This window comes from Sinorhizobium numidicum (genome assembly GCF_029892045.1).
In the GTDB taxonomy this organism is placed as follows: domain Bacteria; phylum Pseudomonadota; class Alphaproteobacteria; order Rhizobiales; family Rhizobiaceae; genus Sinorhizobium; species Sinorhizobium numidicum.
In genome coordinates this window covers 893,996-906,120 of the sequence record NZ_CP120367.1, presented here as the reverse complement: position 1 = coordinate 906,120, position 12,125 = coordinate 893,996, and the positions used below count along the sequence as shown (strand labels likewise).

Below are 12,125 nucleotides of genomic sequence, written 5' to 3'. Positions count from 1 at the left end.
TTTAGTAAAAAGTATATCACTAAACATATTGCTCAACACGAGGAGTGACGTGGCTGGGCATGCGATGAAGGGAGAATTTTCCGAAATCGGCTTCCGGCCGGTTCCGTATCTGGGAGGAATACATGCGGAAGATGACGAAGGCCCTGATGGGCATGTCGTCGGCACTCGTGCTGTCGACGGCGCTACCGGAAATAGCGAAGGCCGATGAGTTGACGCTGTGCTGGGCAGCCTGGGATCCGGCGAATGCGCTGGTCGAGCTCTCCAAGGATTTCACCGCCGCAACCGGCACCGCGATGAAATTCGAATTCGTACCCTGGCCGAATTTCGCCGACCGTATTCTCAACGAGCTCAATTCCGGCGGCAAGCTTTGCGATCTCCTGATCGGCGACAGCCAGTGGATCGGCGGTTCTGCCGAAAACGGCTATTACGTGAAGCTCAACGATTTCTTCGACAAGGAAGGAATCAAGATGAGCGATTTCGCTGAAGCTGCGGTAAACGCCTATTCCACCTGGCCGAAGGGCACGCCGAACTATTGGGCATTGCCTGCCATGGGCGATGCCAATGGATGGTTCTATCGTAAGGACTGGTTTGCCAAGCCCGAATTGCAGGCCGAGTTCAGGCAGAAATACGGCCGCGATCTTGCCGCGCCACAGACTTGGGATGAATTAAAGCAGGTCGCGGAGTTCTTCACCGGTCGCGATGTCGACGGTCAGAAGGTCTACGGCGCCGCGATCTTCACCGAACGGGCTTCCGAGGGCATCACCATGGGCGCGACCTCGGCGCTCTATCCCTACGGCTTCAAATACGAGAAGACATCGGGCAAATACGACATGGACGGCGCGGTCAACTCGCCCGACGCCGTCGCCGGCCTCGAGGCCTACAAGGCGCTCTATAAGTGCTGCCAGCCGCCCGGCTACACCGACAGCTACATGGGCGAGGGGCTTGATGCCTTCAAATCCGGACAGGTGGCAATGGCGATGAACTGGTTCGCCTTCTTCCCCGGTCTCCACAAGGACGAGAAGGTCGGCGGCGACAAGATCGGTTTCTTCGTCAATCCCAAGCAGAAGACTGCTGCCTCGACGCTCGGCGGGCAGGGGATCTCCGTCGTTGCCAACACCGACAATATGGACGGCGCGCTCGCCTACATCAAATGGTTCGCACAGCCCGAGGTCCAGAAGAAATGGTGGTCGCTCGGCGGCTACGCCGTGCACAACTCCGTCCTGAACGATCCATCCTTCAAGGACAGTCAGCCCTTCGCGGCCGACTTCCTGGTCGCGATGAACCAGGTGCAGGATTTCTGGCAGGAGCCTTCCTATGCCATCCTGATGCAGGCCATGCAGAAGCGCCTGCACGACTACGTCGTGGCCGACCAGGGCACTGCACAGGAAGCCCTGGATGCACTGGCCAATGACTGGAAGGAAATCTTCGAGGACGAAGGCAAGCTCTAAGCCATTCGGAGAAGGTGGCCCGGAACCGATCGTCCGGGTCGCCCGCGACCGAAAATCCCATTCGTCCTCAATTCAGGTGACGTCAGTGACCGATGCTCCTTCCACCGTTGCGGAGCGATCCGCCGATATGCTTGCCCGCTCCACGCCCGCGGCGATCGCGATACAGGTACGCGGCCTTTCGGACCGCGCCATTGCCTGGTTGTTCATCACGCCCGCCATCGCATTGTTGCTTGCGATCAATATTTTTCCGCTGATCTGGGCAGTCTATCTTTCGTTCACGAACTTCCGGGCCAATCGCCCCAACGCCGAAGTGGAGGGTGTGGGCCTGCGCAACTATCAGCGCGTGCTGAACGATCCCGATATCTGGATCGCCATGCAGACGACGGCGCATTTCGTCTTCTGGACGATCCTCTTGCAAACAGCGATCGGCTTCGCCCTTGCCTACCTCATCGACCGCAAATTCCGCGGCCATGCCTTCTGGACGACGGTCATCCTCATTCCGATGATGTTGTCGCCCGCCGTCGTCGGCAATTTCTGGCGCTTCCTCTACCAGCCGCAGATCGGCCTCTTCAACTATATCGTCTCGTTCTTCTCGGGCATTGCGCCGTCATCCTTCGAGATGCTCGGTTCGGTCACGCTGGCGCCGTGGGCGATCATCATCGTCGATACCTGGATGTGGACGCCTTACGTGATGCTGATCTGCCTCGCCGGCCTCAGATCGATACCGGACTATATCTACGAGGCGGCGGAGGTCGACCGCGCCTCCGCCTGGCGGCAATTCTGGTCGATCACCGTACCGATGGCCTTGCCGTTCATCATGCTCGCGGTGCTTTTCCGCGGTATCGAGAATTTCAAGATGTTCGATATGGTCATGCTGTTGACCGGGGGAGGGCCCGGATCGACCACCGAGGTCGCCTCGATCACGCTCAAACGGGAGGCTTTCGAAAGCTGGCTCACCGGGCGATCCTCGGCCTTCGCGATCATCCTCTTCGTCGCCGTCTTCGGCCTAGCGAACGTCTACGTCAAAGCCCTGAACAAGGTGAAACAGCGATGAGCTCGGTCAATACCACCGCCCATTCCGTGGTCGAGCCGACGGCCACCTCCAAGCGCATCGCCGGCGCGATCGTCATCCTCTACGCGCTGGTGACGATGGTCCCGCTCGCCTGGATCTTCCTGACGAGCATCAAGTCGCCGCCGGACTCGATCAGCTACCCGCCGAAGATCGTGTTTACCCCGACGCTTGAAGGCTATTGCAACCTCTTTACCACACGCACGCGGCAAACACCGGACTATATCCAGTCGCTGCCGCCGCCGACCGGCACGTGCGACGAGATCACCCGCAGCCGCAACATGGTCATCGCGGGTCCATCGAACTATTGGCCGCGCTTCGGCAATTCGCTGTTGATCGCCTTTGGCTCGACCTTCCTCGCCGTCTCGCTCGGAACGCTCGCCGCCTATGGTTTTTCGAGGTTCCGCGTGCCGCTTGCGGACGACCTCCTGTTCTTCATTCTCTCGACACGCATGATGCCGCCAATTGCCGTGGCGATCCCGATCTACCTGATGTATCGCCAGCTCGGGCTTTCCGACACGGCGCTCGGCATGATCCTGCTCTACACCGCCGTCAACGTGTCGCTCGCCGTGTGGCTTCTCAAAGGCTTTATCGACGAGATCCCTCGCGAATACGAGGAGGCGGCGATGATCGACGGCTATACCCGCCTCCAGGCCTTCTGGAAGGTCGTGCTGCCGCAGGCGACGACCGGCATCGCCGCGACGGCGATCTTCTGCCTGATCTTTGCCTGGAACGAATATGCCTTCGCGGTGCTCCTGACGTCCGGTTCGGCGCAGACCGCGCCTCCCTTCATTCCGACCATCATCGGAGAAGGGGGCCAGGACTGGCCGGCCGTCGCCGCCGGCACAACGATCTTCCTGGTGCCGATCCTCGTCTTCACCATCATCCTGCGCAAGCAACTGCTGCGCGGCATCACCTTCGGAGCAGTCCGCAAATGACGAACCGACAAGAACCCGCTAGGCGGACCCGGCAGAGGCGACCGTTCTTTGTTCGGCGCGGTCCGATGGAGAATATTGCCACAATGCTCATTGCTGCAGGTTTCCTGATGCTCTTTCAACCGTTCCTGCTGGCGCTCTACACCTATTCGCTCGCCGCGCTTCTCGCCGGAACTGTCATGTTCATCATCGTTTCGAAGTTCCCGGAGTGAGTAATGTCCGAGATCAAAATAGTGAACCTTCGCAAACAGTTCGGCGACTTTGCTGCCGTCGAGGATTCAAGCTTTACCGTCGCCGACGGAGAGTTTTTGGCGCTGCTCGGCCCCTCCGGATGCGGCAAGACGACGACGCTCCGCATGATTGCCGGACTTGAGCTGCCGACCAGCGGCCAGATCTATCTCGACGGCGAGGATGTCACCTTCAACCGTGCCAGTGCACGCGACATCGCCTTCGTCTTCCAGCTCTTCGCACTCTATCCGCATATGAACGTGCGCAAGAACATCGGCTTTCCGCTCCTGTCGCAGGGCGTGCCCAAGTCAGAAATCCGCGCCCGCGTCGAGGAAACCGCAAGGCTCCTGCGCATTGACCACATTCTCGATCGGTCGGTTTCGGGCTTGGCCGGCGGCGACCGCCAACGGGTAGCGCTCGGGCGCGCGATCATCCGGCGGCCAAAATGCTTCCTCATGGATGAGCCGCTCGGCACGCTCGATGCGGAATTCCGCGAGGTGATGGTCCACGAACTGCGCGAACTGCACAATCGCATCCATGCGACCACTATGTACGTGACCCATGACCAACACGAAGCTATGGCCATGGCCGACAAGATCGCGGTCATGAACCACGGCGTCATCGAGCAGTTCGGCCCACCGCAGGAAATCTACAACCGGCCAGTCTCGATGTATGTCGCCGATTTCATCGGTTCGCCGCCTATGAACTTCCTGCGTTTCCATTCAGGACTCCATAGAGGCGCGCGATCGGTCGTTCTCGACGGCATCGAGGTCGCAGTGCCCGAACTTGGCCAGGACATGTCGCCGGGGGAACTGGCGCTTGGGGTCCGTCCGGAGCATATCCGCTTCAACGACGCCTCCCGTTTTCGCGGCGCTGTCTACGGCAGCGAGTACCTCGGCACGAACCAGATCGTCGCGGTGGAGACGGCGTCCGGCATCGTAAAAGCTCGGGTCCCGGCTGACCGGAGCTTCAGGATCGGGGAGGCCGTGGGGCTCGAATTCAATCCCGCAAAGCTCGCTATCTTCGATTGCCGATCGGGCAGGGCAATAACGTCGTCCCTTTACCCGGAGGCTCGCCATGGCTGAGGTCGTTCTTCAAGACATCCGCAAGGCGTTCGGCGAGACAATCGCGGTCGACGGCCTTTCGCTCACGATCAGGGACGGGGAGTTCGTTGTGCTCCTCGGGCCGACGGGTGCCGGCAAGACCACCGCGCTCCGCCTCATCGCCGGTCTTGAAAGGCCGGACGGCGGGCAGGTGACGATCGCCGGGCGCGACGTCGCTCGGCAGTCGCCGGCCGAGCGGGACGTGGCCTTCGTCTTTCAGCAATATTCGCTCTATCCCCATCTGAGCGTCTACGACAACCTCGCCTTTCCGCTGCGCTCTCCGGCGCGTCGGCTGAGCAACGAGGACGTCGACCGCCGCGTGCGGGACGTTGCCCGCATGGTCCAAATCGACCATAAGCTGCAAAACCGCTCGACACGGCTTTCGGGCGGCGAGATGCAGCGCGTGGCGATTGGCCGGGCGCTCGTACGCCGCCCCGCAATCTACCTCATGGATGAACCGCTTTCGTCCCTCGATGCGAAGCTACGTGCGGAGCTTCGCCTTGAACTGAAGCGAATACAGAATGAGTTGAACTCCACGCTTCTTTACGTGACGCATGACCAGGTCGAAGCCATGACGATGGCGGACCGCATCGGCATCCTCGCGGAAGGCCGGCTTGTGCAAATCGGGACGGCGCGGGAGATCTACGCAAACCCCGCCAATCTGCACGTGGCCGCGCGTCTCGGCCAGCCGCACATAAACCTGCTTCCAGTCGATCTCCTGCCGGGTGCAACAGCACCCTTTGGGGCCTGCACGATCGGCGCGCGGACAGAACACCTGGAGATTGCGACAAGCGCTGTCGGCAATGCCGAAGTGGACTGGATCGAGCACTTGGGCGATCAGAACCACCTCCACATACGGGTCAAGGGCCACAAAATCGTGACGCTCGCCGATCCCTATCTGTCGGTCAGTCCGGGTGATCGCATCAATCTCACGCTAAGACAGCCCCTCTATTTCGGCATGGACGGCGAGCGGCTGCGATGACGGCGGCCGTCCGACATTTGCGAGTGTTCGAGTAAGGCAACTGGATGAAAACAATGAAGCACTTTTTCAACCGCAGGGAAAACATCGTCACGGAAGCGCTGGAAGGCCTGTTACAGACGTCGCCGGCCGGAAGTCTCGCGCGTCTTGACGCCTATCCCGACATCAAAGTCGTCATGCGCGGCGATTGGGAGAAGGATAAGGTCGCAGTGATATCGGGCGGGGGCGCCGGCCACGAGCCCTCGCATGCCGGCTTCGTAGGCCGCGGCATGCTGACTGCAGCGGTTTCCGGCGAAATCTTTGCTTCGCCGAGCGTCGATGCCGTACTGGCCGCGATCCGTGCCGTGACGGGCCCGAGGGGCTGCCTGCTGATCGTCAAGAACTACACGGGCGACCGCCTGAACTTCGGTCTCGCCGCCGAGAGGGCGCGTGTCGAGGGCTTTCGCGTCGAGATGGTGATCGTCTCCGACGACATCGCGCTGCCGGAACTCGCTCAGCCGCGTGGCGTCGCCGGAACGCTCTTCGTGCACAAGGTCGCCGGACACCTGGCCGAGCGGGATGCCGACCTCGAGACGATCGCGGCGGCCGCTCGTTCAGCAGCCGGCGACATCGTCTCCCTCGGCGTTTCGCTCTCATCCTGCTCCATTCCCGGCCAGGCCCATGCGGAACGCCTGGGGGCGAGCGAGGGCGAGTTGGGGCTCGGTATTCACGGCGAGCCCGGCGCTGAACGCATCGCCCTGCAGGAGGCGCGAAGCATCGTCGCCCTCATGTCCGAACGCCTTTCGGCAGCGCTGCCGAGCCGGGGTGACTACGCGCTGCTCATCAATAATCTCGGAGCGGTGCCGCCGCTCGAAATGGGGCTGATCGCCAACACCGTCCTCGCCTCTTCGCTCGCCGGCCGCGTAAAGCTGACGATCGGTCCGGCAGCGTTGATGACCGCGCTCAACATGAATGGCTTCTCTCTGTCGCTGATACGGCTCGATCCCGAACGTGAGGCCGCGCTCAAGTCCCCTGTCGCGCCGCACGCCTGGATGCCTAGCGTCGATCGCCACGAGGTAGTAGTCGTGCCGGCTGAGCGGATGTCTCCCGTGCAAACGGCGCCGGCAAGCCACGAGCCCGCCGCCGATCGGCTGATCGCAGCGATTTGCGACCATCTTCTTTCGCTCGAAGAGGAGCTCAATCACCTTGACGCAAGAGCCGGCGATGGCGACACCGGCTCGACCGTGGCGACCGGCTCGCGCAGCGTTCTGGCCCAGATCGCGCGGCTGCCCCTGGCGGACGTTGCCGCGACCCTCTCGTCCATCGGCGGCATCCTGAGCACCAGCATGGGCGGATCGAGCGGCGTGCTTCTGTCGATCTTCTTCACGGCAGCCGCCAAGGCCTATGCCGACACCAAAGACATGGCGAGCGCATTGCTTGCTGGTCTCAATCGGATGACCTTCTACGGCGGCGCGGCAGTTGGCGACCGGACAATGGTGGACGCTTTGGACCCGGCGCTGCGCGCGCTCAAGACCGGCGGTCTTTCCGCTGCGGCTTCCGCTGCACGTGCCGGCGCCGACGCGACCAGGGACATGAAAAAGGCAAAAGCGGGACGGGCATCCTATATTGGCGAGCGGGACCTCGACGGTGTGCCGGATCCGGGTGCGATGGCAGTTGCCGCCGCATTCGAGGTTGCGGCCGGAATTCGCTAGAACATTCGGTTATAACTGATGAAAATCGTTCACGTTTCCGATGTTCGGCTGGTACAATCCAAATCGTCGTGACTGGGGGGGTGGGAAACGATGTCGGTCTTGCCTGCAGGCGAAGCGCTCATAGGCGGGCTGATCGAAGCCTGCCGCGCTGTGATAACGGCCAATGCCGATCACCTGTCGGAGCTCGACAGGGCGATCGGCGACGGAGATCACGGCACCAACATGCGTCGCGGCTGCGAGGCGGTATACGCCGAGCGCGACAGGCTCGCCCGGCTGCCTTTGCCGAAGGCACTGGAAGAAATCGGCCTGACCCTCGTCATGAGCGTGGGCGGCGCGGCCGGTCCTCTCTACGGAACCCTGTTGATGGAGATCGGGCGCCGGATGGCTGGCACGGCGCAGGCCGATTTTTCTCAGGCGCTTGAGCATGCCATCGAGGCCGTTGCCCGCCGCGGCAGAGCAAGTGCCGGCGACAAGACGCTGCTCGACGTGCTTTACCCGGTGCATGCCGAAGTGGTAAGGCGCGCGGGCCTGATGGGTATCGCCGAACAGGCAGAGCGGTCAGCCGGCCTCACTTTCGGGATGAAGGCGATGCGCGGCCGTGCCGCCTTTCTGGGCGAGCGGTCGATCGGACATGTCGATCCGGGCGCAAAAAGCTGCGCGCTGTTGACCACGGCGATCTGTCGTTTCTTGAAGGAGCAAGGTCCGGCATGACCCTGAAATCTGCAAATGTCGGCATCGTCATCGTGTCGCACTCTCCCCTCGTCGCTGAGGGTGCCGCCGACATGGTGCGTCAGATGGTCGGCGATTGTGTGCCTCTCGCCTGGTCCGGCGGCAATGCCGAAGGTGGGCTTGGAACGCATCCGGCCGGCATCCTGGCGGCAATCGAGCGGGCATGGTCGGATGCCGGCGTTGCCGTTTTCGTTGATCTCGGCGGGGCCGAGACCAACAGCGAAATGGCGATCGAACTGCTCGGAAAGCCGCGTTCCGGAAGGGTCGTGATCTGCGATGCGCCGTTGGTCGAGGGAGCAGTGATCGCTGCAGCAGAGGCCTCCGGCGGCGCCGCCCTCGCGCGTGTCGTGGCAACCGCGGAGGAGCTCTCGCCTTGATGGACCACAAGCCGCGACAGCAGACGCCGGAAACAACGGATGGCTATTGCCAGACGCAGATCGAAGTGACGCATGGCTTCGGGCTGCATGCGCGTCCGTCGGTCACCTTCACCCGATTGGCGAGGTCGTTCCCCTGCACCGTGGAGATAGAGGTCAATGACAGCGGCGTGTGGCTCAGCGGCAAGAGCATCGTCAAGATCATGGGCGCAAGAATCCGAACAGGTTCGATCCTGAAAATCCGTGCGCGCGGGCTGCGCGCCTCGGAAGCCATCGCTGCGCTCAAGGCACTTGTCGAGCGCGACTTCGATGAAGAAAAGAAGCATGGCCGAAGCGCTTGAAATTACCGGCACATGCGCCTCGCCAGGCGTTGCCGTCGGGAGAGCTCACGTTGCTGCAGAGACCGCTGTAGGCGTGGTCCCGCCAAACGATTCCGTCGCAACCGAACGGGAAAAACTGCAGCAAGCCATCATGGCTGCAGTCGCGGAGCTGCAGGCTCTGGCCGAGCGATCGGACGAGGAGAGCACCGGTATCCTCGATTTCCAGATCGAAATGCTGCTCGACCCAGCTCTTGCCGAGATGACCGAGGAGCGGATGGCGGCCGGTGACGGCGCAGCACTCGCCTGGGTCGAGGCCTTGGATCGTTATATTGCTGGGATCGAGGAATCGGCCGACGAGCAACTCCGGGCCCGTGCAATCGACGTTGTCGACATCCGCAATCGTGTTCTCCGCGCATTGACCGGCCGCCCGGCCGATGACTTTCCGCCGGGCTCGGTCTTCGTCGGAAAGGACCTGGAACCAAGCCTCTTCCTCGCGCATGACTGGACGGCAGGCGGTGGCATCGTCCTCTTTAATGGCAGCGTCTCCAGTCATGTGGCAATGCTCGCACGCGCCCGTTCCATACCCATGGTCGTCGCAACCGGGGGCTTCGAAATCCAGGACGGCGAACGCATACTCGTCGAAGCGGCCGATGCACGTGTCGTCGTCGCGCCTGATGAAGGACGCGTTCGCGAAGCCAACAGAACGGCACCATCCATGTACTCCGCCGATAGTGAGCCGATGACGGCGACGTCACGAACCGCAGACGGCATCGCTATTCGTCTCTCGGCGATCGTCAATGATGCCGCAGAGCTCGCGCTGATCGATCCTGCACTGTTTTCAGGTGTCGGACTGATGCGCACCGAGTTTCTGATGACCTCGCCTGCCGAGGCGCTCGACGAGGAGAGACATTACGAGATCTATCGACAGGCGTTGCGCTGGGCTGGCGGCGCGCCGGTGACGATCCGCATGCTGGATCTCGGCGGCGACAAGCCCTTGCCGGGTGTCGGCGGCAAGACGGGCGAATCCTCCATGGGCTTACGGGGCATCCGGTTTTTGCTGGCACGACCCGAGCTTGCCCGCATTCAGGCGCGCGCCTTGTTGCGCGCCGCGGCACGCGGCACTCTCGACGTGCTGTTGCCGATGGTGACCGTTCCGGATGAGCTCGAGGCGATGCGCGCGATTTTTGAAGCGGAGTCGGACGCTCTCATCAGGCGGGGGGTGGAGGTGCACATGCCGGAGATCGGCGTAATGGTCGAAGTTCCGGCCGCGGCATTGATGCTCGACCGCTTTTCGCGTTCCGCCTTCTTTTCGTTCGGAACAAACGATCTGGCGCAATATCTGATGGCCGCGGCGCGGGAGGACCAGACTGTCGCGACGCTCTACGACGCCGCTGCGCCGGCGGTTTTGCGCCTCATCGTGCAAGGCGTGGCCGCGGCAGAGGCTATGAACAGGCCAATCGGAATCTGCGGCGAAATGGCCTCCGAGCCGCGGCATCTCCCGGGATTATTGGCTGCAGGACTTCGCCATTTTTCCGTGGTGCCGAACCGTATCGCGGACGTACGATCGGTGATCGCGGGTTTGCGGTCAGACGGCCGCGCGCAGAAGGGATGAATGTCTCGCGAAATGGTTGAAGACCCCATCACGGCCTATAAGACGATCCTGGTCCAGATTATCGACAATCGTCCATCGGGCACTCGTCAGCGGCTGGCCGCGGCGCTCGGCAAGCATCGCAGTTTCGTAACGCAGGTGACGAGCCCTGCCTACTCGACGCCCCTGCCGGCGCGTCATCTTGCAACGATCTTCCGGGTCTGCCACTTCAGCCCCGCCGAACAAGATCGTTTTCTTCAGGCCTACCAGGCTGCTCACCCCGGCAAGCTGCCGGATTTCGGAACTGCGGATAAGCTGCGCCAGCTCTCGCTGATGGTTCCCGATCTCGGCGACGAGAAGAAAAACCGATTGTTCGACGAGGCGATCGAGGAATTTGTCCGGACCATGGCAAAGTTGGTTGGAGCGGTGGAATAGACAGGCGCGGTATGATTGAGTGCATCGCTGCCTGCGGCATGACCATCGAAGTCGGACCGGGCGGGCGAGCGATGTGCCAAATTCGAGGTGTTACGGCGATCCTTGCGCGTCCGGGAGGTTGCGCGCCGTCGTAGGAGGGGCACGATGAAGAAATTCATGAACAGCGCCGAGACGCTGGTTGCCGAGAGCCTGGCGGGCTTTGTCGCGGCGCACGAACGTCTGGTGACATTTGGCGCCGACAGAAAGTTCGTGCGTCGCCGAACCCTTCGACCTGGCAAGGTCGCTCTCATTTCCGGCGGGGGCGCCGGGCACGAGCCGATGCATATCGGCTTCGTGGGCCAAGGAATGCTCGACGCCGCGTGCACCGGACATGTCTTTACGTCACCCACGCCCGACCAGATCGTGGCCGCGATCGATGAGACGGACAGCGGCGCCGGCTGCCTGCTTGTGGTCAAGAACTATGACGGAGATGTCATGAATTTCGAGATGGCCGCCGAGCTAGCAGCGTCCGGACATCGGATTGCCACCGTCACCGTACGCGACGATGTCAATTCCGGTGGTTCGGGGCGCAGTCAGGGCAGGCGAGGGGTTGCTGGAACGCTTGTCGTCGAGAAGCTCCTCGGCGCGGCGGCAGAAGCCGGCTGGTTGCTCGATGACCTCGGTGCGCTTGGAGAAGAGCTGAACGGGCGCATCCGTACGATGGGCGTATCGCTCCGCGGCGTAACTGTGCCAGACACCGAGCGCCAGACTTTCGTGCTCGCCGACGATGAAATGGAGTTGGGTGTCGGCATTCACGGCGAGCCCGGACGGGCGCGGGCCAAATTCGCGACGGCTCACGAGATTGTCGGCACGATCGTCGAGGAGATCGTCAAAGATCTGCTTCCTGGCCGGGACGATCGCCTCCTTGTCTTCGTCAATGGTTTCGGCGGAACGCCGGTCTCGGAACTTTATCTCGCATACAACGCGGCCCGATTGCACTGCGAAAGCCTGGGCCTGACGGTGGCCCGGTCATTGGTCGGGACCTATGTGACCTCACTGGACATGGCGGGTCTTTCGATAACGCTCGCACGCCTTGAGGAGCGCGAGCTTTCATTTTGGGACGCTCCGGTCGACACGGCGGCACTGCGATGGGGCGCCCACTGCACGTTTCCTTAAGTCGGCTCCGATTCAAGGACAAAAACATGCAGCAATTCAAAGTGCTACAGCGACCTTTGTGCGTCTGAAAA

The 12,125-nt window shown here is 62.0% G+C and carries 13 protein-coding genes; all 13 read left to right on the top strand.

Annotated features, from left to right (window positions below; genetic code table 11):
• The first annotated feature begins 122 nt into the window (after positions 1-122).
• The 13 genes from PYH37_RS04360 to dhaK all read left to right on the top strand — a co-directional run bounded on the left by PYH37_RS04360 (position 123) and on the right by dhaK (position 12,054).
• Positions 123-1,448 carry an ABC transporter substrate-binding protein gene (locus PYH37_RS04360; RefSeq protein ID WP_280732203.1) on the top strand — a complete coding sequence of 442 codons (1,326 nt, stop codon included), beginning with the start codon at positions 123-125 and terminating at the stop codon, positions 1,446-1,448.
• 127 nt (positions 1,449-1,575) lie between these two features.
• A complete protein-coding gene (locus PYH37_RS04355) occupies positions 1,576-2,502 on the top strand; it encodes a carbohydrate ABC transporter permease (RefSeq protein WP_425336092.1) in 927 nt (308 codons plus the stop codon).
• Positions 2,499-3,455, top strand: a complete 957-nt coding sequence (locus PYH37_RS04350) for a carbohydrate ABC transporter permease (protein WP_280732201.1) — start codon at positions 2,499-2,501, stop codon at positions 3,453-3,455. The genes PYH37_RS04355 and PYH37_RS04350 overlap by 4 nt, the downstream gene beginning before the upstream one ends.
• On the top strand, positions 3,452-3,664 hold the full coding sequence (locus PYH37_RS04345) for a hypothetical protein (protein ID WP_280732200.1): 213 nt from the start codon (positions 3,452-3,454) through the stop codon (positions 3,662-3,664). The genes PYH37_RS04350 and PYH37_RS04345 overlap by 4 nt, the downstream gene beginning before the upstream one ends.
• 3 nt (positions 3,665-3,667) lie before the next feature.
• Complete coding sequence (locus tag PYH37_RS04340) at positions 3,668-4,765, top strand: ABC transporter ATP-binding protein (protein WP_280732198.1); 1,098 nt, start codon at positions 3,668-3,670, stop codon at positions 4,763-4,765.
• On the top strand, positions 4,758-5,765 hold the full coding sequence (locus PYH37_RS04335; RefSeq protein ID WP_280732197.1) for an ABC transporter ATP-binding protein: 1,008 nt from the start codon (positions 4,758-4,760) through the stop codon (positions 5,763-5,765). Before PYH37_RS04340 ends, PYH37_RS04335 begins: the two co-directional genes overlap by 8 nt.
• Positions 5,766-5,818: 53 nt before the next feature.
• Positions 5,819-7,453 carry a dihydroxyacetone kinase subunit DhaK gene (locus PYH37_RS04330; protein ID WP_280732196.1) on the top strand — a complete coding sequence of 545 codons (1,635 nt, stop codon included), beginning with the start codon at positions 5,819-5,821 and terminating at the stop codon, positions 7,451-7,453.
• A gap of 90 nt (positions 7,454-7,543) precedes the next feature.
• Positions 7,544-8,164 (top strand): dihydroxyacetone kinase subunit DhaL, encoded by a 621-nt coding sequence (dhaL, locus tag PYH37_RS04325; RefSeq protein WP_280732195.1) that lies wholly within the window; start codon positions 7,544-7,546, stop codon positions 8,162-8,164.
• Positions 8,161-8,559, top strand: a complete 399-nt coding sequence (dhaM, locus tag PYH37_RS04320; protein ID WP_280732194.1) for a dihydroxyacetone kinase phosphoryl donor subunit DhaM — start codon at positions 8,161-8,163, stop codon at positions 8,557-8,559. Before dhaL ends, dhaM begins: the two co-directional genes overlap by 4 nt.
• Positions 8,559-8,897: an HPr family phosphocarrier protein gene (locus PYH37_RS04315; protein ID WP_280732524.1), complete on the top strand. Its 339-nt coding sequence runs from the start codon at positions 8,559-8,561 to the stop codon at positions 8,895-8,897. Before dhaM ends, PYH37_RS04315 begins: the two co-directional genes overlap by 1 nt.
• Positions 8,881-10,488: a putative PEP-binding protein gene (locus tag PYH37_RS04310; protein ID WP_280732193.1), complete on the top strand. Its 1,608-nt coding sequence runs from the start codon at positions 8,881-8,883 to the stop codon at positions 10,486-10,488. Before PYH37_RS04315 ends, PYH37_RS04310 begins: the two co-directional genes overlap by 17 nt.
• The gene (locus PYH37_RS04305; RefSeq protein ID WP_280732192.1) at positions 10,489-10,899 is read left to right on the top strand and encodes a hypothetical protein; all 411 of its coding nucleotides are present in this window, start codon (positions 10,489-10,491) and stop codon (positions 10,897-10,899) included.
• A 144-nt stretch (positions 10,900-11,043) separates the two neighbouring features.
• The gene (gene dhaK / locus PYH37_RS04300; RefSeq protein WP_280732191.1) at positions 11,044-12,054 is read left to right on the top strand and encodes a dihydroxyacetone kinase subunit DhaK; all 1,011 of its coding nucleotides are present in this window, start codon (positions 11,044-11,046) and stop codon (positions 12,052-12,054) included.
• Positions 12,055-12,125: the final 71 nt, after the last annotated feature.